At 66.1% G+C, this 24,889-nt stretch carries 17 protein-coding genes; 8 read left to right on the forward strand and 9 right to left on the reverse strand.

Going from position 1 to position 24,889, the window contains the following annotated elements:
* Positions 1–3: 3 nt before the first annotated feature.
* The 3 genes from ACIQC9_RS00335 to ACIQC9_RS00345 all read right to left on the reverse strand — a co-directional run bounded on the left by ACIQC9_RS00335 (position 4) and on the right by ACIQC9_RS00345 (position 4,528).
* Positions 4–933, reverse strand: a complete 930-nt coding sequence (locus ACIQC9_RS00335; RefSeq protein ID WP_400611519.1) for an alpha/beta hydrolase — start codon at positions 931–933, stop codon at positions 4–6.
* Positions 933–2,384 carry an MFS transporter gene (locus ACIQC9_RS00340; protein ID WP_400615310.1) on the reverse strand — a complete coding sequence of 484 codons (1,452 nt, stop codon included), beginning with the start codon at positions 2,382–2,384 and terminating at the stop codon, positions 933–935. The genes ACIQC9_RS00335 and ACIQC9_RS00340 overlap by 1 nt, the downstream gene beginning before the upstream one ends.
* A 74-nt stretch (positions 2,385–2,458) precedes the next feature.
* Complete coding sequence (locus ACIQC9_RS00345) at positions 2,459–4,528, reverse strand: glycoside hydrolase family 97 protein (protein WP_400611521.1); 2,070 nt, start codon at positions 4,526–4,528, stop codon at positions 2,459–2,461.
* A gap of 57 nt (positions 4,529–4,585) precedes the next feature.
* On the opposite strand from ACIQC9_RS00345, the gene ACIQC9_RS00350 reads away from it, so the two are divergent.
* A complete protein-coding gene (locus tag ACIQC9_RS00350; RefSeq protein WP_400615312.1) occupies positions 4,586–5,629 on the forward strand; it encodes a LacI family DNA-binding transcriptional regulator in 1,044 nt (347 codons plus the stop codon).
* A gap of 2 nt (positions 5,630–5,631) precedes the next feature.
* On the opposite strand, the gene ACIQC9_RS00355 is transcribed toward ACIQC9_RS00350, so the two are convergent.
* Together ACIQC9_RS00355 and ACIQC9_RS00360 are read right to left on the reverse strand one after the other, a co-directional pair.
* Positions 5,632–7,254, reverse strand: a complete 1,623-nt coding sequence (locus ACIQC9_RS00355; RefSeq protein WP_400611523.1) for an alpha-amylase family glycosyl hydrolase — start codon at positions 7,252–7,254, stop codon at positions 5,632–5,634.
* Positions 7,251–9,014, reverse strand: a complete 1,764-nt coding sequence (locus ACIQC9_RS00360; RefSeq protein WP_400611525.1) for an alpha-amylase family glycosyl hydrolase — start codon at positions 9,012–9,014, stop codon at positions 7,251–7,253. Before ACIQC9_RS00360 ends, ACIQC9_RS00355 begins: the two co-directional genes overlap by 4 nt.
* 337 nt (positions 9,015–9,351) lie before the next feature.
* Here ACIQC9_RS00360 and ACIQC9_RS00365 point away from each other — a divergent pair, with 337 nt between their 5' ends.
* Positions 9,352–12,168, forward strand: coding sequence for a TonB-dependent receptor (locus tag ACIQC9_RS00365; protein ID WP_400611527.1), 2,817 nt, complete (start codon positions 9,352–9,354; stop codon positions 12,166–12,168).
* 555 nt (positions 12,169–12,723) lie between these two features.
* Positions 12,724–12,939: a hypothetical protein gene (locus tag ACIQC9_RS00370; protein WP_400611529.1), complete on the forward strand. Its 216-nt coding sequence runs from the start codon at positions 12,724–12,726 to the stop codon at positions 12,937–12,939.
* A gap of 207 nt (positions 12,940–13,146) precedes the next feature.
* On the opposite strand, the gene ACIQC9_RS00375 is transcribed toward ACIQC9_RS00370, so the two are convergent.
* Positions 13,147–13,374, reverse strand: coding sequence for a hypothetical protein (locus ACIQC9_RS00375; protein ID WP_400611531.1), 228 nt, complete (start codon positions 13,372–13,374; stop codon positions 13,147–13,149).
* A 303-nt stretch (positions 13,375–13,677) separates the two neighbouring features.
* Between ACIQC9_RS00375 and ACIQC9_RS00380 the strand changes: the two genes are divergently transcribed.
* From ACIQC9_RS00380 to ACIQC9_RS00395, 4 genes are all read left to right on the forward strand, one after another.
* A complete protein-coding gene (locus ACIQC9_RS00380) occupies positions 13,678–14,970 on the forward strand; it encodes a sugar MFS transporter (protein ID WP_400611533.1) in 1,293 nt (430 codons plus the stop codon).
* Positions 14,971–15,052: 82 nt separating this feature from the next.
* Positions 15,053–15,670, forward strand: coding sequence for a hypothetical protein (locus ACIQC9_RS00385; RefSeq protein WP_400611535.1), 618 nt, complete (start codon positions 15,053–15,055; stop codon positions 15,668–15,670).
* Positions 15,671–16,091: 421 nt separating this feature from the next.
* Positions 16,092–18,167: a S8 family peptidase gene (locus tag ACIQC9_RS00390; RefSeq protein WP_400611537.1), complete on the forward strand. Its 2,076-nt coding sequence runs from the start codon at positions 16,092–16,094 to the stop codon at positions 18,165–18,167.
* Between the two features lie 56 nt (positions 18,168–18,223).
* Positions 18,224–20,419, forward strand: a complete 2,196-nt coding sequence (locus ACIQC9_RS00395; protein WP_400611539.1) for an AGE family epimerase/isomerase — start codon at positions 18,224–18,226, stop codon at positions 20,417–20,419.
* On the opposite strand, the gene ACIQC9_RS00400 is transcribed toward ACIQC9_RS00395, so the two are convergent.
* A complete protein-coding gene (locus ACIQC9_RS00400; RefSeq protein ID WP_400611541.1) occupies positions 20,416–21,327 on the reverse strand; it encodes a M48 family metalloprotease in 912 nt (303 codons plus the stop codon). The two genes, ACIQC9_RS00395 and ACIQC9_RS00400, sit on opposite strands and share 4 nt — an antisense overlap.
* A gap of 258 nt (positions 21,328–21,585) precedes the next feature.
* Here ACIQC9_RS00400 and ACIQC9_RS00405 point away from each other — a divergent pair, with 258 nt between their 5' ends.
* Positions 21,586–22,425 carry a metallophosphoesterase family protein gene (locus ACIQC9_RS00405; RefSeq protein ID WP_400611543.1) on the forward strand — a complete coding sequence of 280 codons (840 nt, stop codon included), beginning with the start codon at positions 21,586–21,588 and terminating at the stop codon, positions 22,423–22,425.
* 3 nt (positions 22,426–22,428) lie between these two features.
* Here the strand turns inward: ACIQC9_RS00405 and ACIQC9_RS00410 are convergent, their stop codons facing one another.
* Both ACIQC9_RS00410 and ACIQC9_RS00415 read right to left on the reverse strand, forming a co-directional pair.
* Positions 22,429–23,751 (reverse strand): O-antigen ligase family protein, encoded by a 1,323-nt coding sequence (locus ACIQC9_RS00410; protein ID WP_400615314.1) that lies wholly within the window; start codon positions 23,749–23,751, stop codon positions 22,429–22,431.
* Between the two features lie 67 nt (positions 23,752–23,818).
* Positions 23,819–24,802, reverse strand: coding sequence for a hypothetical protein (locus ACIQC9_RS00415; RefSeq protein WP_400611545.1), 984 nt, complete (start codon positions 24,800–24,802; stop codon positions 23,819–23,821).
* Positions 24,803–24,889 lie beyond the last annotated feature (87 nt).

A 24,889-nucleotide genomic window follows, 5' to 3' on the forward strand; every position in this document is an offset into this window, starting at 1 on the left:
ACCTCAGGCAGGCGGAAGCAGGAAGGTCAGGGGGACGTCGAGACGCTGGTTCCAGCTCTTCTCGTTGTGCTCCGCACCGGGAAAGACGAGCGAACGGAAGCGGTCGGGACCCCAACCGGCGGCGCGGACGGTCTCGTCGATGCGGGTCTGGAAGTCGGCGTAGAATTGATCCAGCGTTTCATCGCCCCGGTCGAAATAGAGCCGGTGCGTCGCCGGGTCCGGCAGGCCGGCGCGGATCACCCCGGTCCATGCCGCGACCAGCCGCTCGCGCCACGCGGTCAGGGCTCCCGGGTCGGTCAACGCCTCGATGCGCAGCGGCCAGTGAGTCGAGACGCAGCCCGCGCCGCCGAAGACCTCGGGATGCTCCATCATCGCCGACAGCGAGATCAGCCCACCCATGCTCGAGCCCATGACGACGTTGTCTTCGCGGCCCGCACGGGTGCGATAGGTCCGGTCGATGAAGGGCTTCAGCTCCTCGACGAGGAAGCGCAGATAGCCGTCCGACAGCGGCTCCCCGCCATAGATGGCCTGCACCGCGTCGCGCATGTCGGCGGGGAGGGCGGCGATCAGTTCGGCGGGCACATACTCGCGCAGACGCAGCGGCGTGTTACCGATCCCGACCACGATAGGCGTGCGGATCTGGCCGGTGGCGGCGAGGCGGCTGACATGCTCGTCCACGCCCCATTCGGCGCCGTAGGGCGCGCGGCTGGCGTCGAACAGGTTTTGGCCATCGTGCATGTAGAGCACCGGCCACCGTGCATCGGATGCATCATATCCGGGCGGCAGCCAGACGGTGACGTCGCGCGGCTGAACGAAGGCGGATGGCATGCCGGGGTGCTCGACCAGTCGGCCGCTGACGGGCGCCTCGGCGCGGGCCGTACCCGCGAAGGGCAGGGCGGCCATCGCGACCAGCAGCGCGCGGCGATCCGGCATCAGGCCGCGTGTTCCTTGACCAGCAGGCTGCATCCGGCGGCGATGAAGAAGCTGATTCCGCCCAGCACCAGCGCCCAGATCGCCTGCCCGCCGAACAGGGCGTTCAGCAGCAGGCCCAGCAGGGTCGCGGCGACCAGCTGCGGGACGACGATGAAGATGTTGAACACCCCCATGTAGACGCCCATCTTCCGCCCCGGCACGGCGCCGGCGAGTATGGCGTAGGGCATCGAGACGATAGACGCCCAGGCGATCCCGACCCCGATCATGGGCAGCCACAGCAGCTGTGGGTCGCGGATCGCGAAGACGCCGATCAGGCCCAATCCGCCCAGCACCAGCGCGACCGCATGCGCGCCCCGCTTGCCAACCTTGCGGGCCAGCACCGGCAGGGCGAAGGCCGACAGGGCCGCCACGCCGTTATAGACCCCGAACAGAACGCCGACCCAGTCGGCGCCGGCGTTATAGGCGACAGAGGCCGTGTCGCTGGATCCATAGTGCACGGCGGTGACCGCGGCGGTGGTGTAAATCCACATGGCGAACAGGGCGAACCAGCTGAAGAATTGGACCACGGCCAGCCCCCGCATGGTCGTCGGCATGGAGAAGACGTCGCCGAGGATTTCGGTCAGGCCGTTCGATCGGCCCGCCGCCCGATAGCCGCCGACGATCATCTGCAGCAGTCCGAACCCGGCGATGAAGCCGGCCAGCACGTAGAGCTCCTTCTCGAGACCGAACGCAGCCACGGCCCCAATCAGGATCGCTCCGCCAAAGCCCCAAAGCAGACCGCCGCGGTACCAAGCCCCCTGTGAGCGTGGCGCGACCGATGCCTGCGTGACCTGCGACGCGCGGGCGGCCTCGAAGGCATCGATTTCGGCCGGGCTGTACTCCTTGGTCGAGAAAACGGTCCAGAGCACCGCCGTCAGCATGCCGACGGCGCCGACGTAGAAGCTGATGCGCACGCTGTCCGGAATAATGCCCTCGGGCGCCGTCGAGGCGACGTTGAACCAGTTCGACAGCATCCACGGCAGGCAGGAGGCGAACACCGCCCCCGCGCCGATGAAGAAGCTCTGCATCGCATAGCCGGTGGTGCGCTGTTCCTCGGGCAGGTTGTCGCCGACGAAGGCGCGAAACGGCTCCATGGTGATGTTGATCGAGGCGTCCATGATCCACAGCGTCGCCGCCGCCATCCAGAGCACCGGCGCATTGGGCATGAACAGCAGGGCCGCCGTGGTGAGGATCGCGCCCACGAGGAAATAGGGCCGCCGTCGGCCCAGCGGTCCCCATGTCCGGTCGCTGAAATGACCGATGATCGGCTGCACGATCAGCCCCGTCAGCGGCGCGGCGATCCACAGGATGGCCAGCGAGTCGACCTCGGCGCCCAGCGTCTGGAAGATTCGGCTGGTGTTGGCGTTCTGCAGGCCGAAGCCGATCTGGATGCCGAAAAAGCCGACGCACATGTTCCAGATGGCCAGCCGCGTCAGACGGGGGCGAAGCCCCGTCAGCGCGTTGACCGCATCAGGTCCGCTCGTCGTCAACGCCGCGTCCTCCGCGGCCGGCCCAGCGGAACGAAGCGCACGGCCAGACCGCCGCCCGGCGCCAGCTCGACGGGCATGACGTCGGTCGAGGTGACCTCCTTTGTCTCGATGACAATGGCCTCGCGGTTGGTCTTCCAGTGGGCGTCGGCGGCGTCGCGATAGATCTCGGCGCGATAGCGACGGCCCTCATCGAGGAAGGACAGCGTGGCCTGGAGGCTGCGCGGTTCTTCATCGGTGATCGCGCCAAGGAACCACTCGTCCTTTCCGCGCGCCTTGCGGGCGATGGTGACGAAGTCGCCGATCTCGCCGTTCAGCACCCGGGTGTCGTCCCAGTCGACGGCCACATCCTTGATGAACTGGAACGGGCCCGGATTGGCCTCGTAGTTTTGCAGCAGATCGGCGGCCATCTGGATCGGGCTGTAGATGACGACATACAGCGCCAGCTGTTTGGCCCAGGTCGTGGCCACACCGTCGGGCGAACGCGTGACCATGCCGAAGATGCCCGGCGTGAAGTCCATCGGCCCGGCCAGCAGCCGGGTGAACACCAGATTGGCCTCATGCTCCGGCGGATTCCCCGGCTGGCCCCAGGCATTATACTCCATGCCCCGCGCGCCCTCGCGGGTGATGATGTTCGGGTAGGTCCGGCGCAGACCGGTGTCTTTCAGGGGCTCGTGCGCATTGACCGCCACGTGGTGCCGGGCGGCGACGTCGACCACGCGCTGGTGGTGCTGAACCATGGCCTGGCTCTCGTGCCAGCTCATGGTCGCCTGACCGTCCAGTCCCTTGACCCGCGCCCCGCCTGCGTCGGCGACATAGCCGGTCTTCACCGAATGCCAGCCGAACCGCTCCATCTGGGCGAAGGCGGGCTCCAGCTGCTGCTCGTAGTGGAAGGCGTTCCCGCCGGTCTCGTGGTGGCCGATGATCTCGACGCCCTTCTCGCGGGCGTAGGCGGCGATCCGTTCGATGTCGAAGTCGGGGTAGGGCTGGGTGAAGCTGTAGTTCCAGCCTGAGCCGAACCACTCGCCGTCCCAGCCGATATTCCAGCCCTCGACCAGCACGCCGCCGAAGCCGTGCTCGGCCGCGAAGTCGATGTGCTTCATCGTGTATTCGGTGGTGGCGCCGTGCTTGGGACCCGAATTCCAGCTCTTGGTATCAAGGTGCATGTCCCACCAGATGCCGATGTATTTCATCGGCTTGAACCAGCTGACATCGCCCAGCCTGTTCGGCTCGTTCAGGTTCAGGATCAGCTGTGAGGTGACCAGTCCGCCGGCCGTGTCGCTGATCTGGATCGTCCGCCATGGCGTCGTGAACGGCGCTTCGCGAACCACCGATGCATTGGTCAGGCCGGGTGTCAGCGAGGCCGTGAAGCGGCGGCCCTCGGCGCGGCGCAGGTTCATCGCCGAATAGTCGACCAGCGCGGCCTCGTGCAGCGAGACGTGCAGACCGCTGTCGGTGCGGAAGGTCACCGGCGTCTGCACCACGCCCGCGCCCTCGATCGGGGTGCGGTGATACAGATACTCCTCGCGGTTCCACTCATAGGCCGGGATCCACCAGGCGGTGCCCGGCTCGGCGATGGTGAACTCGGTCAGCTCCTCGCCGATGTTCAGGGTCTTGATGTTCGGCTGTTCCGGGAACTCGTAGCGGAAGCCGACGCCGTCGTCGTACAGGCGGAAGACCACATCGACCTTGCGCTCCAGTCCCCACTTCTCGGCCAGATGCACGCGCAGCTCGGTGTACCGGTTGCGCATCAAGCGGCGCTCGCCCCAAGGCTGCTCCCAGGTGTCGTCGTGCTGCGTCGCCGGCTCGGCGGTGACGGCGAAGTTGCGCTCCAGCTTCTGCGCGTCGGTCAGGATGAAGCCCAGCCGCGAGGGCAGGATCACCGGCGTGCCGCGGCGGCTGATCGAATACGACGCCCGCCCGTCGTTGTCGGCCGATACGCTGAGGCTCAACACGCCATCTGGCGATGACGCCGTGACCGGCGCCGTCGCCTGCGACTGGGCGGCGGCGACCGCCGGGGTGGCGGCGATCAGGGCGGTGGTCGAGATCAGAAAGCGGCGGGTCAGCATGGGCGTTCCTCGTTACTGGCTTGCCAAGCGCGACCGTATCGGCGCACATGAAACAAGATTTGCAGCAAAATTTGCAGCTGCCGGAGCCGCCGCGTGAGCCGTCGTAATACCCGTCTGGAGGACCTCGCCAAACTTGCGGGTGTCTCCATCTCCACCGCCTCGCGGGCGCTCAACGACAGTCCGGCCGTCAACGACCGTACCAAGCAGCTGATCTGGAAGCTGGCGCGCGAGCACGACTATCCGTTCCGCCGCTACATGCCTGCGGGTCCTGTGGGGGCGGAGGGCGTGATCGCGCTGGTGACGCCGCGGCCGCAGGGGCGCGAGGGTCGTCTGAGCGATCCGTTCTTCCTCGAACTGCTGGCCGGTGTCGGCGAGGCGGCGCGAGAGCGCGACTGCGACGTGGTGATGAGCCACTTCTCGCCCACCTCCTATGACGACCTGACAGCGGCCATGAACACGCGCGCTGACGGCGTGATCTTCCTTGGCCAGAGCACCCTGCATCCCAGCCTGAACCGTCTGGCCCAGTCGGATGCGCGCTTCGTGGTCTGGGGCGCCGAGCTGCCGGATCAGGCCTACTGTTCGGTCGGGTCGGACAATCTGGCGGGCGGCCGGCGCGCGACGCTGCATCTGGCCCGGCTGGGCCGCAAGCGCATCCTGTTCCTCGGCGACCTCGACCCGCCGGAGGCGATGCAGCGTCACCGGGGCTATCTGGAGGCGCTGGAACAGGTCGGTCTGGGCGTCGATCCGGACATGATCATGGAAGCCCATTTCGAGGTCGAGTCGGCCGAGGCGTCGGTGGACAGCCTGATCCGGCGCGGCGTGAAGTTCGACGGCGTCGTCTGCGCCTCGGACCTGATCGCGCTCGGCGCCGTGCGCGCCCTGATGCATGCGGGACTGAGGGTGCCGGACGACGTCTCGGTCATCGGCTTCGATAACGTGCCCTTCAGCCGCTACGCGCGCCCCGCCCTGTCGACCATCGCGCAGGATACGATGAAGGCCGGTCGGCTGATGGTCTCCAAATTGCTCGACAACACCGGCGCCGTCGGTCGGTCGGAGCGTATCCCGACAGACCTGATCGTGCGCGAGAGCTGCGGCGGCTGATCTCATCCCGCGAAGACCGCTCCGGCCAGCGCCGGCCAGCGCGTCGTCGGGGCTTCCATGTTGACGGCGTCGAGCAGGGTCAGGCCTTGCGGCGGCGCCCAGTCCACCGGCGCGTGACCGAGGTTGAACACGCACACCAGCCGCTCGGCGCCCAGCGTTCGCTCGAACGCCAGCAGGTCGGCATGGCCGGTCTCGATCATGGTCATGGCGCCCCGGCCCAGCGCGGCATGCGCCTTACGCAGGGCGATCAGCCGCCGCGTCACCTGCAGCATCGAGGCAGGCTCCGCCTCCTGCCGGTCGACGGCCAGCGGGAGGTGGCGGGGATCGATCGGCAGCCAGGGCTCGCCGGTCGAGAAGCCGGCGTTCGGCTGGTCGGCCCGCCACGGCATGGGGGTCCGGGCGCCGTCGCGGCCCAGCGTCTGGGGCCAGTTGGCGATGGCCTCGGGATCGACCAGCCGATCGAACGGCACCTCGCCCTGCGGCAGGCCCAGTTCCTCGCCGTAGTAGACGAAGACGTTTCCGCGCAAACACATCAGCAACAGCATCGCCATGCGGGCGACCGCTTCGGGATCGCGGCCCTCGGCCCAGCGCGAGATGGCGCGCGGCGCGTCGTGGTTCGAAAAGGTCCATGAGGGCCAGCCCTGCCCCTGCCGCCCGTCCCACGTCTCCGTCGCCTGCCGGACCATGACGTCCTTCAGGGCGGGCGCGTAGAGGTAGAGGAAGCCGTAGGCGCTGTTCAGCCGGTCGTCGCCCGCGGTGAAGGCCTGCATCTCGCGCTCGGCGTGGTCGCCTCCGACCTCTGCCACACTGAACCGGCCGCCGTAGCTGTCTGTCAGACTGCGTATGCGCTGCAGGAAGCCGACGATCTCGGGCTGGCTCTGGTTGTTGACCTTGTCCTGAAAGTCAAAGGGCCGGGTCCGCTTGCCGCCGGGCGGCAGGGGCGGATTGTCGGTCAGCCGGGGGTCGTGCATCGAGAAGTTGATGGCGTCGAAACGGAAGCCGTCCACGCCCCGGTCCAGCCAGAAGCGCGCGGCGTCCAGCAAGGCGTCCTGCACCGCCGGGCTGTGCACGTTCAGCTGTGGCTGCGACGGCAGGAAGTTGTGCATGTAGTACTGGCCGCGGCGCGCGTCCCATGTCCACGCCGGCCCCCCGAACACCGACTGCCAGTTCGACGGCGGCGAACCGTCGGGTTTGGCGTCCGCCCAGACATACCAGTCGGCCTTGTCGCCGTTGCGCGCGCTGCGGCTCGCCTCGAACCACGGATGTTCGTCCGAGGTATGCGAGAAGACCAGATCGATGATGATCCGCAGATCCAGTCGATGCGCCTCGGCGATCAGGGCGTCGAAGTCCGCCAGCGTGCCGAAGATCGGATCGACGTCGCAGTAGTCGGCGACGTCATAGCCGAAGTCCTTCATCGGCGAGGTGAAGAAGGGACTGAGCCAGACCGCATCCACTCCCAGCGAGGCGATATGCGCCAGATGCTCTGTCACGCCCTTCAGATCGCCGACGCCGTCGCCGTTCGTGTCCGCGAAACTGCGCGGATAGACCTGATAGATGACGGCCCCCCGCCACCATTCGGCGGCGTCGGTCGATGCGTTCGGGAGATCGATCGGTTGGGCGGTCACGCGGGACTTTCGGATACGCAAACGAGATAGCCCAAGGCGGGCACGGAAACGGTCACGGCGCCGGGCGCGGCGGCGGAAGACGGGCATTGACCCAGCAGCGCGCGCCAAGAGGCGGAGCCGGGCTCGACGGCGACATTGACGGTCTTCGCCCCTGTCGAGGTGTTGAACACCACCAGCGTCTCGCCGTCATCATCAAGACGCGACAGGGCGAGGATTCCCGGCGTCTGGTCGGCGGTGCGTACAACGACCCGGCCGCCGCGCAACCGCGCATCCCGGGCGCGGACGCGGGTCATTTCGGCGATGCGGCGATACAGGTCTGCATTCTGGTCGAACGGCCCCGCCGCCGCGCCGATCCGGCGGTCGTCGGCATAGGCGGCGGTGCGGGTCTCGAACATGTCCTGCCGGGCGCGCCGGTCGTCGCCGTCGCCGGTGAAGCCCTGCTCGTCACCGTAGTAGATCACCGGCACGCCGCGCCCCAGCAGCACAAGCGCATGCGCCAGCGCCGACCGGTCCAACAGTTCGGCGTCGGAAATGTCCGGCTTCTCCTTCAGGATCAGATGTCCGATCCGGCCCATGTCGTGATTGCCGGTGAAAGTCGGCAGCTTCAGCGCCGTCTCCACGCCTCCGGCGTAGATGGCGTCCTCCATCAGCAGATAACCCATGGCGTCCGGATGGCCGGAGCCCGTGACCATGTTCTGCACGACCCGCTGATAGGCGAAGTCCAGCACCGTCGGCAGGCCGTCGACGACCGTGTGCATGGCGGCCGTGCCGGACTGGAAGTCGTAGGTCTCGCCGAAGATGTGAAAGTTTGGAATCCCCTTGGCCCGCGCTCGCTCAAGGATGGCGGGGACGAAGGCCTGCCAGAACTCCGGGTTAACATGCCGCGCCGTGTCGATGCGGTAGCCGTCGATGCCGTAGTCGTCGATCCACTGGCTGTAGATGTCGATGAAGCCCTGCACCACGCGGGGATGCTCGGTGAACAGGTCGTCCAGCCCGGCGAAGTCGCCGTCCATCCGCGCCTCGCTGTACCAGGCGCTGTTGCCCCGGTTGTGATAGAAGGCCGGGTCGTTCAGCCATTCCGGCCGCTTCACTGTTTCCTCGCCGGCGGGCACGTACGGTGTGTATGCGTAGTCCGCGCTGGTCAGGCGCGAAAAGTCGCTGCCCGGCGCGCCGCTGAAACCCTCATTGATCGCCTCGCCGCTCAGGCCGCCGCGCCGGCTGTAGGGGTAGTCGCCTTTCCAGCGATAGCCGCAGTCGTTGGCCCCGCACTCGCGATACCGGATGACGTCAGCCGTGTGATTGATGACGATGTCCAGATAGACCTTCATTCCCCGGGCATGGGCTGCGTCGATCAGTTCGCGGAAGTCGTCGTTGGTCCCGAGGTGCGGGTCGACCCGAGTGAAGTCGGTGATCCAGTAGCCGTGATAGGCCGCGCTCTCGTGACCCGGCGGTCCCTGCACCGGCTTGTTCTGGAAGATCGGTGCGATCCAGATCGCCGTCACGCCGAGCCCCTGCAGATAGTCCAGCCGCCCGGTCAGGCCCTTCAGATCGCCTCCGTGATAGAAGCCGGCGTCGGTCGGGTCGTAACCGGTGGCCAGCCGGTCGCCGCTGAGGCCGCCTTGATCGTTCGACGGGTCGCCGTTGGCGAAACGATCAGGCAGCAGGAAGTAGATGACCTCGTCGCCGGCCGGTCGCTGACGCAGGCTGGACAGGGCGTCCGAATGCGCGGCGGCAGGGCCTGCAAGAGCGGCTGTAGCCACCAGGCAGGCAAGGCTCGTCCTGATCCGGGCGCGACCGCGCTGGTGCATCTCCGCCTCCCATAAGCGCCTGTCGACATCGTGGCCGACAGGTCATTTGCAAGTTTTTGCAGTGAAACCGTAACCTGTCAACGCTGTCAGGTTCAACGCCAAAAACAGGGCCTCATGCCTGATTCTGGCCTGTTGCGTTGCAGCATGGCTGCGGCTCGCCGTCACATTTACGCCACGTGCGAGGTCGGCCAACGCGCATGGGCTTGCAAGATCGCTGCAAGTTTGCATAAGTTTGCGATGAACCCGGACGCTTCATCAGAAATGCGCCGGTCTAGGGAGCGATATTGAGATGAGAACCCCAGCCAACCGTCGTGCGCGTCTGCTTGGCGGAGCCGCCCTCGGCGTCGTCGCCATTCTGAGTTTCGCCGGCGTCGCCAGCGCACAGGATGCGCAGGACCCGGATGCGACCCAGGTCGACGACATCGTCGTCACCGGCATCCGCTCCTCGATCGAAAGCTCGATCGCCTCGAAGCGCACCAACGACTCGATTGTCGAGGTCGTCACCGCCGAGGACATCGGCAAGCTGCCGGACGTGTCCATCGCCGAATCCCTCGCCCGTCTGCCGGGCCTGACCGCCCAGCGTCTGGACGGACGGGGGCAGGTCATCTCGATCCGCGGCCTCTCGCCCGACTTCACCACCGCCCTGCTGAACGGCCGCGAACAGGTCTCGGCCGGCGACAACCGTGGCGTCGAGTTCGACCAGTACCCCTCAGAACTGTTGGGCAGCGTTCTGGTCTACAAGACGCCGGACGGCGCCCTGATCGGCCAGGGTCTGGCCGGCACCGCCGACCTGCGCACTATCCGTCCGCTGGAGTACGGCCGTCAGGCCATCGCCCTGAACGCCCGCTATGAGTGGAACGATTACGGCGCGCTGAACTCGGGCACCGAGGACACCGGCCAGCGCTACAGCGTCAGCTATATCGATCAGTTCATGGACGGCCGCCTCGGCGTCGTTCTCGGCTACGCCCACCTGTCGACGCCCTACCAGGCCGAGCGCTTCAATGCGTGGGGTTACCCCAACTCGGGCCCGGGCGGCGCGTTGGTGATCGGCGGGGCCAAGCCCTACGTCCAGTCCAGCGAACTGGTTCGCGACGGCTATATCGCCACCGTCGAGTTCCGCCCGAATGAGCGCTGGCACTCGACGTTCGACGCCTTCTACTCCGAGTTCGACAACACCCAGATCCTGCGCGGCGTCGAGTTCCCGCTGGCCTGGGGCGGTTCATCTGAATCGGTGGCTGGCGCCTGTACGGCCAGCGGCAACACCCAGACCGCCACCTGCCGTCCGGCTCCGTCCCTCCGGGCCGGCGCCACGGTCGAGGACGGTATCGTCGTCGCCGGCACCTTCGACAATGTGAAGGGCGTCGTCCGCAATGACGGCAACCGCCGTACCGCCGAGCTGACGTCGCTGGGCTGGAACAACGAGTTCATGCTGGACGACAACTGGTCGGCCACCCTCGACCTCAGCTATTCCAAGGCAGACCGTACCGACACCGTGCTGGAAACAAACGCCGGCACCGGTCGTAACGTCACGGGCGCGCTGGACAGTCTGACCTTCCGCACCACGCCGGAAGGCACCACCTTCGACTCCCTGCTCGACTATTCAAACCCGGCGCTGATTCTCCTGACCAGCGCCCAGGGCTGGGGCGGCGGCGTCTATCCGTCCGGCATCGAAGGGGGTCAGGACGGCTTCCTGAACAGCCCGTCGACCGTGGACGAACTGACGTCGATCCGCGGCGAAGTCGGCGGCGATGTCGACTTCGGGCCGTTCAACCGGATCCGGTTCGGCATGAACGTCACCGACCGTGAAAAGAACCTCACGCTTGAGCGCTACTACCTGTCGCTGGCGGCCAACCGCGCCGACCCGCTGCACAACACCAGCGTGCCGGTGCCCAGCCAGTTCCTGCTGGCCCCGACCCAGCTCGACTACCTCGGCATCGGTCCGGTGATCAGCTACGACCCGTTCGCCCTCGTCGCCAGCGGCATCTACGAGCTGCTGGCCCCGCAGGACGACAACCTGCTCGCCTTCGGCTGGGGCGTCGAGGAGACGGTCACGACGACCTATGTGAAGGGCGATCTGGACACCGTGCTGTTCGGCATTCCCACCACCGGCAATGCGGGCATCCAGCTTGTTCACACCGAGCAGAGCTCGGACGGTCGCGCCGCAGCCGGCAACCCGGCCGCGCCGGTCCCCGTCTCCGGCGGCGCCAGCTACAATGAGGTCCTGCCCAGCCTGAACCTGAACTTCCAGGTGGCCGACGACTTCTACGTTCGCCTCGGCCTGGCCCGCGAGATGGCCCGCCCGCGCATGGATCAGATGCGCGCGTCGGTGAATATCGACTTCAACCAGGGTCGCGTGAACAGCACCGACGTCAACCAGTCGCCCTGGGGCGGCAGCGGCGGCAACCCGGAGCTGAAGCCGTGGATCGCCAATGCGGCCGACATCTCGATCGAGAAGTATTTCGGTCGTCGCGGCTACGTTTCGCTGGCGCTCTTCTACAAGGATCTGGAGAGCTACATCTACGATCAGCAGACGCTGACCGATTTCACCGGCTATCCCTATGAAGGGCCGGTAGCGCCGGCCCTGCGTCAGGGCTTCCTGTCCAAACCGCAGAACGGCGAGGGCGGGGTGCTGCAGGGCGCCGAGTTCGCCGTGTCGGTGCCGTTCGACATGTTCTGGGCGCCGCTGGAAGGCTTCGGCGCGACCTTCAGCGCCTCCTACACCGACAGCGACATCATCTCGAACCCGGGCAGCCCCTCCACCCCGATGCCGGGCCTGTCCGAAAAGGTCGGCAACCTGACCGTCTATTACGAGCGGAACGGCCTGCAGGCGCGGATCTCGAATCGCTACCGGTCCGAGTTCCTCGGCGAACTGTCCGGCGTCGGCACCGATCGCATCCAGCGGATGGTGGACGCAGAGTCCGTCGTCGACGCCCAGATCGGTTACGAGTTCCAGTCGGGACCGGCCGAGGGCCTGTCCGTCCTGTTCCAGGTCAACAACCTGACTGACGAGCAGTTCAAGACCTTCGAGAACAATGATGACCGCCGCGTCATCGACTACCAGCAGTACGGCCGGACCTTCCTGTTCGGCGTGAACTACCGCTACTGACTTCCCCCGAAGAAGCGTCAACTCAGGCCGCCCGGCGACGGGCGGCCTTTTTGTCTGGCGTGTGTGAGGTCGTGCTGCTGACTCGGATCGGGCCTGATGCGTGAGACTGCTTTCGACCCGTTGCGGACCTTGGACGGATCGTTGATGCTCCAAAATGGAGGTCCGCCATGATCGGGAAACAGATGCTTTTGCTCGCTCTCGCGAGTGTTCCACTTGAGCAAACCGCAGCACCGCGACTATGGGACGGTAAGGATATAACATTCGCCACGCGCCCCGCCCCAGATTTTCCTATGGAAGCACGCTCAAATCGCGGCCAAGTCTTGCTGGTCTGCACGGTCACTGCGCGCGGCACCTTCCGGAACTGCAGTATCGAGAGCGAGACGCCGGGGGGCAATGGATTTGGCCGCGCCGCGATCGTCTCCATGCAACGAGGAGCCCGAATAGAGATGCCCGCAGACGGCCCGGCGGAAGGAGATCGCGTCCGCGCCAGCATCGCATTCTGGAACGGCCGATAACAAGGTTCTAGGGATTCACGCCTTCGAAGAGGCCGCGAACATGCTGAACGCGGTCATGGTCATGGCTCTAGGCTCGGCTATGGGGTTGCTAGGGGTATGGGCTCTCTGGCGTTTTGGAACCGACCTTCTGGTCCAAAGTCATCCGACGGGGCAGAGCACCGATTGGATGAATCTGGTCTTCGCCGCCATCTTCATTGTCGCCAGTGTTCAGGCCCTCCGGTTTGGTGCCGGGATGGTTTGTTCAAGAGGCAAATGAGCCTCTAGTCATGCGCCGGAGGCAATGTCCACTTTCCACCCGTTGCGGACCTTCGGGTCGTCCGCTTCGGGCGTCGGTGCAGCCAACGCGCCCTTCTCGAAACTCCACCGCTCAACGATGAGCGCATAGCAAAAAGCCGGAGGAACGTGAGTTCCTCCGGCCTCAAAGCTCTTATCGTTCAGCGGCCCGAAGGACGCCTCGGATAAATCAGTCGCTTTCCGAGTCGTCGTCGGTGGCGACCACAACGGTGGCGACCACAACGGCGGCGCCGATCAGCAGCACCGGGAGCGGGATGCCAGCGAATTCGCTGGAATCACCTTGGGCAGCGCCGACGCGGTCGCCAACGCGAGCCACGGCGCTATTGGAGCCAGCGGCGGCGGCTTGACCGGCCACCAGCAGCAGACCCGCCGTAACGGCGGCGATAGTCTTACGCATGCTTATCCCCTCAAATAGGTTCTAGAGACAGACCACCCTTATGGGCGGTTGGAGCCATATAGGTCGGTCCAAACTCGCGGGTCAAGCGAAAGGTGGCTGATTTTGGCGATGTTTCGACCACTTCCGGTCGAACAGTGTGACATCTTTGCGTGTGTTAACCTTCCCCTGCGACAGGCTGCCGCAGGGCGGAACAAAACCCACATTTGGTTACACCCCGCGATTCGACTGGACGCGGGCCGTCCCCAATGGAACCAAGAGGATAACGGGCCCACACTTGGGAGCAGAGGCCCACTGGGAGCAGGAATGACCGACATCCAACCCGCGGCGCGCAAGGGCACAGGCCTCGCGTTCGCCTATGTGACGACCCTCTTCTTCGCCTGGGGCTTCGTCACCTCGCTGATCGGGCCGCTGATCGCCGCCGTCCGTCGCGTTTTCGACCTTAGCTATACGGAGGCGACCCTCACCACCTTCGCCTGGTTCATCGCCTACGGGATCGCCTCGATCCCCGCCGCCGCCATTGTCGGACGGCTGGGCTACAGCCGGTCGATCATCGCCGCTCTCGTGACCATGGTCATTGGCTGCCTGATCGTTCCGGCGGCCACGATCGTCGACTGGTATCCGGGCGTTCTGATCGCCCTGTTCGTGATCGCCTCGGGCGTGACCATCCTGCAAGTCGCGGCCAACCCGTTGGTGGCCGCTCTCGGCACGCCGAAGCATTCCCACGCCCGCCTGAACTTCTCGCAGTTCTTCAACTCGCTGGGCACGACGCTGGGCCCGGCGATCGCCGCGCCCATCCTGCTGACGGGAGGGGTGTTCACCGCTGACGCCCTGATCACCGATCCGGCCCTGCGCGCCGAATCGCTGCGCAGCATCGACTTCGCCTTCCTCGCGGTGGCCATCTTCTTCGCCATCGTCGCGGGCTTCATCTTCTCGGCGCGCAAGGCGATCAACGCCTCGGCCCCGGAGACCACCGCCGGGGACCGCGCCTCTCCGTTCGAGGCCCTGAAGTCGAAGTGGGCGGTCTTCGGCGCCATCGCCATCTTCTTCTACGTCGGCTCCGAGGTCGCCATCGGGGACCTGCTGACCAACTTCCTGCACAGCCCGAACATCCTTGGCGTCTCGCTGGCCACCGCCGGCAGCATGCTGTCCTGGTACTGGGGCGGCGCCATGGTCGGTCGTCTGATCGGCAGCGGTCTGATGCTGACAAAGATCAAGGCCAGCACCCTGCTGATCGTGAACACGGCGGTGGCCGCGATCCTTTGCCTTGTCGTCACCCAGACCAATGGACCGACGGCGGCCTATGCGGCCATCGCCATCGGCCTGTTCAACTCGATCATGTTCCCGACCATCTTCACCCTGACGCTGGAGCGGTCGACGGCCCCGGTGCCGGCCACGTCGGGTCTGCTGGTCTTCGGCATCATCGGCGGCGCGATCCTGCCGCCGATCGCCGGCCACATCGCCGACAGCTCGGCGACGCTGAACCCGGTCTTCTTCGTGCCGATGATCGGCTACCTGATCCTGATCGGCTTCGCCTTCGCGGCGTCGCGGGCCAAGGTCCACAACATCACCGCCAGCGGAACGCCCGGCGGCCACTAGGCCGGCTCACTGTCGTGAAGGGCCGCCGGATTCGTCCGGCGGCCCTTTGCATGTCTGCTGCGCGCCAGCCTAGGGTGGCGACATGATCCGAGCCTTCCTTCGCGCCTGGCTGCCCGGGCTGGTCCTCGCCCTCACCGCGAGCCAGGCCTGGGCCGAGGTTACGATCACCTTCTACGCCCACCCGGGCGCACGGGTCCGCGACGGCAATCTGCTCTTCCCCCATGCCTATGTTCACGCTGTCGGGCAGCTGGACGACACAGGCGAGGCGGTGGACTGGTCCGCCGGCTTCACCGCGAAGAACCCGGGCCCCCAGCTCCTGTTCGCACGCGGCGTCGGCGAGGTGCAGCATCCAAACCCGCGCTACGTTGATGAGGGACAGGCGCATCTGAGGGTCACCGTCACCGACGCCGTCTATCGCGGGATCCGCGAACGCGCCGACTGGTGGAACGGGCCGGAGGGCTCGGTCTATGACCTGCGTCGTCGCAACTGCATCAGCTTCGTCGCGGACCTTGCCCGTCTGGCCGGCCTCACGACAGCGCCAGAACCATCGATGAAGCCCGGCACGTTCCTTGAGGCGACCGCCGCCCTGAATCCCGCTGCCGACCCGACAACGCCGATCACTGTGACAATTCCGTCCGCGCCCGCGACCACGACCGCGCCGGTACAGGCGCCGGCCGGCGCCGAGCCGCTGAAACCGTAATCGTTTCAATCCACCGACGGATTCGGGAAGAGGTTGCGAACGCTCTCGACAGAAACCTCTCGTTAACTGTCAAGCTATTGCTCGATAAAGCAAATTTTCAACAACCGGAGATATTGGCGTTGCACACGGCGAAAGCTCGTGTCTACGTTTCCGGGAAGATTTCGTCGGGGTCACAGCAATGCGTAATCGTCACGTGGTTGGCGTCCTGTCCAGGGGGCTGCTTCTGGCGGCCGCGCTCGTCCCTCTGGCCGCATGCGGTGGCGGGGGAGGGGGCGGAACCGGGGGGGGCGTCGTCACGCCGCCACCTCCACCGCCGCCGCCCCCGCCGCCTCCACCCCCGCCTCCTCCTCCTCCTCCGCCGCCCCCACCACCTCCCGGGCCGAGCGCGACCTCAACCGAGTACCTGCGCAACTATGCGGTCGTGAACGCCGGCGCGATCACGGCATGGAACGCGGGCGCGACGGGCGCAGGTATTTCCATCGCGGTGGTCGACAGCGGCATCGATACGGCTGAGGCCGATTTGCAGGGCAGGATCTCCCCGCTCTCCACGGACATCGTACCCGGGCGCGGCATGCCGTACGACACGGATCAGCACGGCACCTGGGTGTCCGGGGTCATCGCGTCGAACTTCAATGATTTCGGCACCATCGGTTACGCCTATCAGTCGACGATTGTCTCCATCCGCGCGGACACGGCCGACTGCGACGATCCTGACGACAAGGTCTGCTTCACCTCGACCAACCTCGCCCGGGCCATCGACTACGCCATCGCCAACAATGTTCGCGTCATCAACATGTCTTTGGGCGGCGAGGGCGCGTTGGGCTCGACCTTCGAGGCCGCCATGCTGCGGGCGGTGAACGCCGGCATCGTGTTCGCCATCTCGGCGGGCAATGAGTTCGACGACGACCCCGCGGCCGCGGTCAACCCGGGCTACCCGGGCCGCTACGCCACCGATCCGCGCTTCGCGGGCTCCATCATCGTGGTCGGCGCCCACGATGTGAACAACACCATTGCCGCCTTCTCCAACCGGGCAGGCGTATCCGCCAGTCGCTACATCAGCGCGCCCGGGGTCAGGGTTGTGACCAACTGCGACGGCACCCAGTGCTACGTCATCAACGGCACCTCCTTCTCCGCGCCTGCCGTCGCCGGAGCCATGGCCCTGCTGCTTCAGGCTTTCCCGAACCTGACCGGCCGTCAGGCGGTCGACATCCTGCTGAACACCGCTCGCGACGCCGGCGACGCTGGGCAGGACGCTGTCTACGGCCGGGGCCTGCTGGACATCGCCCGCGCCTTCCAGCCCGTCGGCTCCACCAGCGTGAAGACCGCTTCCGGCTCGACCGTCGAGGTGACCACCGAGCGCTTCGCCTACACCGGTCGCCCCTTCGGCGACGCGCTGCGGGTGGGGCAGGGCATGCAGACGGTCGGCCACGACGCCTACGACCGCCTCTTCCGCGTCGATCTGGCCGACGCCTATGGTCTCGCTCCTCGCACCAGCCTGCCGCGCGCCGCCGAGGCGCCGCGTCAGCAGGCGACACTGAAGGTCGACGCCCCCTTCGGCGGGACCCTCGCCCTGACCAGCGGCGCCTCCATCGACGATACGGGATACGATCTCGCCTCCGCCTCCAGCGCCATCACGCCATGGCTGGATGATCGCCGCCGCGAGGACGTGATGGTTCAGTTCTCCGCCGGCGCAGGCACGGTCGCGGTCTGGCAGGGCCGCAACGGCGCCCGGTCGCCGTTCGAGCTCGGCGCGGCAGACGATTTCGCATCCTTGGCCCAGGTCGACCGCGCCTGGCTGGGCGCTGTCCACCTCGGCGCCCTGACCTTCACGGCCGATGCCGGGGTCGGTGATCGCCAGATGCCGTTCCAGACAGAATCCGAGGACGTGTCGCGCTACGCCCGCTTCGCCGCCGGCTGGCAGGCGACGCCCGAGGCCCGGTTCAAGCTGGCCGGCGGCAGTCTGGATGAGCGCATGGGCCCCCTCGGTTCGTACGTTCCCCTCGGCTCCGGGTTCGAGCTACCCAGCCAGACCGGCTTCGGCTCGTTCGCCGGCGAGTTCGATCTCGGCCGCGGTCTGCGCCTCGACGCCGAGATGGGCTGGTCCCGCACCGATATCTCGGGTCAGTTCCTGCGGCTGGTCGAGCCGGCCTTCAGCTCCAGCTGGCGTCTGGGCCTGACCAGCGCCTGTGCCGAGTTCGGTCTGGGTTGCCAGGCGCTGACATGGTCGGTGTCCCAGCCCTTGCGCACCGAGTCCGGCGCCTTCGCCGCCCAGCTGGCCGATGCGCCGCTCGCTTATTTCGACCCGCTGACCTTCTCGGAACGACGCTTCTCCGCCTCGCCGACGGGGCGCCAGATCGATATCGCCCTCGGCAGCCTGCACCGGCTGAAGGACGGCAGCTATCTGAACCTGCGCGCCATCGTCACCCGCGACGACCAGCACATCGCCGCCGCCCCGGCCAGCTTCACCCTGACCGGCGCCTGGCGGACGCAGTTCTGAACGCCTCGGTTGCCTCGCGCCCTGCCGCCCGATAAGCCTCGGGCAGGGAGCGAGGCATGGCGATCTTTCCGGTCATTCTGTGCGGCGGGGCCGGTACGCGCCTCTGGCCCGCATCCCGTCCTGACCGACCCAAGCAGTTCATCGATCTTGCCAGCGACGCCTCGCTGTTCGAAGACACCGTCGCCCGCGTCGCCCCCCTTGCGGAAGACGGCGGCGAGCTCGTGGTCGTCGCCGGCCGTGATCACCGCGCCCATATCGAGGCCCAGCTCGCCCGCGTCGGACGGCCCGCCACGATCGTGATCGAGCCGGAGGGCCGAGATTCGGCTCCTGCAATGGCCGCCGCCGCGGCGTGGATCGCCCGACGCGACCCGGACGGCGTCGCCCTGTTCGTCGCATCCGACCACCACATCCCCGACCATGACGCCTTCCGCCGCGCCGCTCGCATCGGCGCAGAGGCCGCGCAGCAGGGGCGGATCGTCACCTTCGGCGTGCGGCCGACCGAACCGTCATCGGCCTATGGCTATATCCAGCCTGAGGGGCCGGGCCTGTCCGCCGTCGCCGCCTTCGTCGAAAAGCCTGATCGCAAGACCGCGGAACGCTACGTCGCCGACGGCTATCTGTGGAACAGCGGCAACTTCATCGTCGCCGCCCGGACCCTGCTGGACGAGCTCGACGCCTTCTCGCCCGAGGTCGCCACCGCAGCCCGCGCCGGCCTTCCTGACGGTTCGCAGGACCAGGTCGTCGCCCTGACCGACGCCTTCCTGGCCGCGCCGCGCATCTCGATCGACTACGCCGTGATGGAGAAGAGCCGCCGGGTCTCGGTCCTGCCCGTCGACTTCCGCTGGTCCGACCTTGGCGCGTGGGACGCTGTCGCCGCGACGGGTTTCGGCAATCGCGGCCTTTGGGTTGGCGGCGAGGGCGACGGCGCCAATTTGGTTCGCGCGGCCGAAGGCATGGTGGTCGCCACCGCCGGCGTCTCCGACCTCGCCATCATCGCTGAACCCGACGCCGTCCTCGTCTGCCACCTCAGCCGCTCGCAGGAGGTGAAGGGACTGGTCGAACGGCTGCGCGAGATGTCGCCGTCGCATCTGGCGAGAGGCGCGTCCCCCGAGGCGCTGCCCGCGGCCGCGGCTAAGTTCGACAGCTGGCTGCGCCTGTCGGCCCTGCCGCTCTGGGCCACCCTTGGCGTCGACCCCGACGGCGGCTTTGTCGAGACGCTGGATGACGAGGGGCAAGCGCCTGCCGCTTTCCGACGCGCCCGGGTACAGGCGCGTCAGGCCTGGGTCTATGCCGCCGCCGGTCGTTCGGGCTGGACCGGGCCTTGGCGAGGGCTGGTCGAGCGGTCGCTGGACCGGTTCGAGACCACCAACCTGCGTGACGACGGCCTGTACCGGACACGGGTCTCGCGTAAGGGCGTCGTGATCGACGACACGCCCTGGCTCTACGATCAGGCTTTCGCCCTGTTCGCCTTCGCCGGAGCCGCTTCGGCGGGCGTGGCGGCTGACGACATGCAGGGCCGGGCGCGGCGTCTGCTGTCGGCGATCGACATCCTGCAGCATCCGGAGGGCGGCTGGCGCGAGGCGGGCGATCATCCGCATCAGGCCAACGCCCATATGCACCTGCTCGAGGCCTGTATGGCCTGGGAGGCGCTCGAGCCCGCTGGTCCATGGACGGACCGCGCGGATGAGATTGTCGCCCTCGCGCGCAGGCACTTCATCGATGAGGACACCGGGGCCCTGCGCGAGTTCTTCACGCCCGACTGGGCCCCCGCGACCGGCGACGATGGCCATCTTGTCGAGCCGGGGCATCAGTTCGAGTGGGCCTGGCTTCTGACCCGATGGGGGCGGGCGAGGGGAGAGGGCTGGGCCCGGTCCGCCGCTGAGGACCTGTACCGGACCGGTCTGTCCGGAACCGACGCCGCACGCTCGGTGGCGGTCGACGCCCTGAACGACGACGGTTCGGTCCGCTCCGCCCGCGCCCGTCTGTGGCCCCAGACCGAGTGGCTGAAGGCGGCGCTCATTCTCGCCGAACAGGGGGAGGGGGAGGCGCGATCGGCCTGTCTCGCCGATGCGGCGAAAGCGCTCTCCGGCCTTACCCGCTATCTCCAGCCCAACGGCCTGTGGCGGGACCGGATGGAGCCCGACGGAAGCCTTACGATCGAGCCGGCTCCGGCCAGTTCGCTCTATCATATCGCCGTTGCGTGGGAGCAGATGCGCGACACCGCCAAGGCGCTCCCGGATGCCTTCGCCTAGGGGAGCAGCGCCTCGCCCGCCGCACGTTTAGCCTCGATCTCAACCCGCACCTCGTCCAGCCGCCGGGCCCGCGTCCCCGCCGAGGCATGCTCCAGTTGCGGATACCGCACCCGCCAGTTCGACTCCCCGAACCGCCGCCAGAACGGCGCCGCCACGCCCGGATCGTAGCCGGCGCGCGCCAGCAGATAGAGGCCGACCCGATCCGCCTGCTGCTCCTTGCCGCCGGCCCCGCCCGAGACGTCTTCGCGGCCTGTGTTCTGCGTCCGCCCGACCCCGCCGACGTCGTCCCACTCCCGATGCCCCAGCACGTGGTGCGCCAGTTCGTGGCCGAGGATCACCGCCAGTTCGTCGTCGCTCTGTGCAAACCCGGCCAAGGCCGTGCTGATGAACAGCCGACGCCCGTCCGCCCTCGCGTTCAGTTCGTCCGACGGATTGAGCTGGACGTCATAGCCACAGGCGAGCTCGGGCCCGACAACGAACGACGACACTCGGTCACCCCGCCGGATTGTAATCTCGACAGGTCCACTCGCCAGCGCGGCGTCCAGCCGCGCGACGTTGGCCGCGAACCCGTCATAGGCCGGCTCCCGGACGGTCGATCCGCGCGTCAGGGCTTGTCCCGCCGCTTCAACGATCAGATCACCAGGCCTAAGCCCCGCCCGCGCCGCGGCCGACGCTGGAGGCGCGGCAAGCACGCCCGGCAGATCGCCGTCCAGGCCGAACCGGCTTTCAGCCAACGGCCGGAGCTCCCGGCTGTACAGATTGGCGGCATGCAGCGACCACCCGGCCGACTGGCGTTGCTCAGGGCACAGGGACGCATTCGCTTTGGACAGCTGGAACGCCACCCGCGCCACCCGCTCATCCAGTGCGGTCAGGGCCGCCAGCCGCGCCGGAGCATCACCGCTCGACATCGACGCGGACGAAACCCCTCCACCTCCGCATCCCGACAAAAGGGCGGCAGAGACCATGAGCGCGGGAATACAGGACAGACGAGAGATCATCGCTCCTACACAACAGGATAGGCGTCGTGGCGCAATCTCCGCCTCGCCGTCCGCGACATCCGGCCTCTTTTCCGTCCCGTATTGCGGCTAGACGCCTGCGCTCACCGGTGTATCCAGTGACCGCCCGATCCCAAGCCCGGCGCCGTCCCGCGCCACAGCCCGCGACGCATGTTCTCCAAACTCCTGAAACGCAAACCTCAGGTCCGCGCGCCCGAGAACCCCTCCGTGCCGGACGGCACTATTGTGTGGGCGATCGGCGACATCCACGGCCGGCTGGATTTGCTCGTCCCGCTGGTTGAGGCGATCATGGCGGACGCGGCGGCGAGTACGGCGGAGCGGAAGGTCGTAATTTTCCTCGGTGATTACATCGACCGAGGACCGGATTCGCGGGGCGTCATCGAGTATCTGGCGGCGCTGCCGAGGGATGCGGGGGTTGAGTGGCGATTCCTGAAGGGGAACCATGAGGAGACCATGCTGAATTTCCTCGAGGATTCTTCGGTGGGCGCCCAGTGGTGTGAGTATGGTGGTGATGCGACGCTTCGATCTTACGGTTTGAGCATACCGACCCTCCGGCACCGACAGGAAATGTGGGCCCATCTTTCAGCTGACCTAAATCATAAGCTCAGTGCCTCGGAGCGTCAGTTCCTGACCAAGCTGGAGACTTCAGTCACGCTGGGAGATTTCTACTTCTGCCATGCGGGCGCCCGACCGGGCGTGAAGCTGGAAGAGCAGGCCGAGGAGGACCTTCTATGGATACGTCGAACTTTCCTTGATAGCGAGCACGAGTTCGATCGCGTTGTAGTCCATGGACACACTCCTACCCGGGAGGTGCATCGGGATCACCGTCGCGTTGGAATTGACACAAAGGCCTACTCATCTGGGCACCTGACGGCCATCAGGATTGCTGGCCACCAGTTTGATTGCTTCCAGACAGAAGATGCAACAACGAGCGGCGTGTCGATCAGGCGACATCCTGTTCCGACCCAAGCCGCCAGCGCAGCCGCCTGACACCTAGTCGGCCCTCTGACGACGGCGTGCCGACTTCATGTCTACGGTCAGTTCCTCATCGCTGCGCGCCGCCATGTCCAGAAGTGCGCACATCATTGCAACGATGACAGCTATGGTCTCGGTGCGCAGAGGATAGTCGACCGCCGAGTGTAGCAACACGACACCGATCCCGATGCTCGCTGCCCTCTGGATATCTCGCTCTCGTCCAGGGCGAGCACGCCAAGCTGTCCATGATCTGCGGATGAACCAGACCAAGAACACGCAAATCAATGCCGCGCCCAACCAGCCGGTCTCAAGCCATATCTCAAGGTACTCGTTGTGGGCCTGATTGAAGAAGGTGGAGTCCAAGAGCTCCAGAGGTTCGACCGACCGATAAACTGCGTCGAATGAACCCAGTCCGGAGCCGAGCGGTAGATAGGTGTTCGCAGCCTCCGCAACGATCGGCCAATTCTCAAAGCGGCCTTCGCGGACGCCAGCAGTGTCGAAACGAGCCAAAAGGGGTGTCAGTGCAAAGATGACGATCGCGCCTACTGCTACGGTCGCACCGCCGACCAAGCCAAGCAATAGAGGTTTGGGTCGCCCGCCGCCCGATGCAATCCAAGCGGCGAGAATGCTGCCGGCCAGGGTCGGCACCAGCAATACCACGCCCATTCGTGAGCGAATTACGCCCAAAGACAGGACCATCATGCAGATGAAGAGTATCGACAACCATAGGGTCAACTTGTCCGAGCGATCCTGCCGTCGAAGCACTCTTGCTCCCATTACAGCCGCCAACGGCATGGTCAAAAGACACAGGGTGGCCAAATGATTTCTGTTAGCGAAGAATCCCACCACAGTTCCCGGACTCGTCGTCGGCCAGAGGTAGAGTTGGTCGCCGCCGCTAGCTACCTGCGCGGTGGCCAAGACGATGGAAAGGACAGCAAATCCCAAGATGATGTGAACCAGTCGTCCACGATCGGCTGATCCAGAGAGGCCGACGCCAATGAACATAGCGATAGGAGGCAGAAGAGCGAGGAACGACCGCCAAGTCTTATCTGGCGCAAACGAGAGAGCTGACCAACTTGGCTGGAGTCCGGACAGCTCAAGAGCAAGAGCAGCTTGGTCGCGGCCCGGCAACGCCGTCCACACGCTAGGTGGCAGGGGAATAAGCTGAACCAGCGGCAAGGCGGCCGTGCCGAAAATCAGAAGCATTGCAAGTGGAGTAGGCCGGGGACATCCGCCAAGCAGCTTCGATATAGCCAAGACCAGCACAGGCAGAGCAGCAAGTTCCACGAGAGCTAAGCGAAGTTCGTGCAGACGACTCGCCCCACCAGCGAACAGAGCCATGATCAGCAAGCCAATCATAGCTGCAGTCAGCGCGTTCCAAGATATTCTAGCGAAACTCGTGGGGCGACTACCCAATTTCGGACTCCCCGATCTGTCCTGCGACTACTCGCAACTTGTCGAACCACGCGACCGTGGTAGCTCGTCTGTCTCCGGGGTCGGATACCAGTCGCAAGCGCTGCACTTGGCAGTTTTCGGCCGGGATCGTGAAACCGAAGCTGAAACGCTTCCATGATCTCGTGTCGGCGCTTGCCCCGCTGACGGGGCTGATCACAACCGGCTGATTGGTTTCGACGCAGCTCACACTCCAGCGGAGGCGGGAAGTGTCCGGGCTTGTTTCAACCCGCACGTCGCCGATGATGCGATGTGACCCTGGCCGCAGCATAAGTATCTGTTCCGCCGCGATGACATTGGCGTACCCGTCGTATTCAACCCGTAGAGCCATTTCGTCAGGGCGGATATCGTCCTCAATGGCGGCGCTTGAAATGCCGGATGCGGGCGGCAGGCTCCAGCCGAACGGGAACAAGGTTTGTTCCGCTGAAATAGTGAAGTCGCCATTCTGGAGGTCGTCAAGCCGGCCAGGCCGACCAACTGCCTGTCGCAAGGTGCGGATTGCCTCGAACCGATTCTCACCATACCAGTGTTGGTAGACCCTGCTCAGCTCATACGTGCTGTAGCCGTGCGAGCTGTTTGACAGAGCGATCCCGAGTGCAAGTAGGACGGCATCGCCATCCTCTCGCTTGATCAGGTAATCAATGTAGGCTCCGCGCCATGACGGCTTGCGGCCGACGACGGTCGTCAGCGCTGGCAAAGCGCGTTGATCCGCAAGTACGGCGGATGTGAAAAGATTGTAGATACGATCGTTGCCGTCAGCCCATCTACGGGCGAGGGTGTCGGCATGTGCGAAGGCAGAACCATAGTCTCCTTGGCGCAGGCGTCTCTCAATCAGCCAAGCGTGAGATGGGTCGTCTCGCAGGCTCCAATTTCCTGCGAGAGTAAGAATATTGTCGGCCGCATCGAGACGGCCCGCACGCGCCTCGGCGAGACCAAGCACGCGTAGGGCCCGCGCGTTGAACGGGGATCTGGTCAAAGACATTTCGGCCAAGGAGCGGGCGTTATCGACGCGGTTGGCGACGAGCTC

It is taken from the genome of Brevundimonas sp. NPDC092305, assembly GCF_044755415.1.
GTDB lineage: Bacteria > Pseudomonadota > Alphaproteobacteria > Caulobacterales > Caulobacteraceae > Brevundimonas.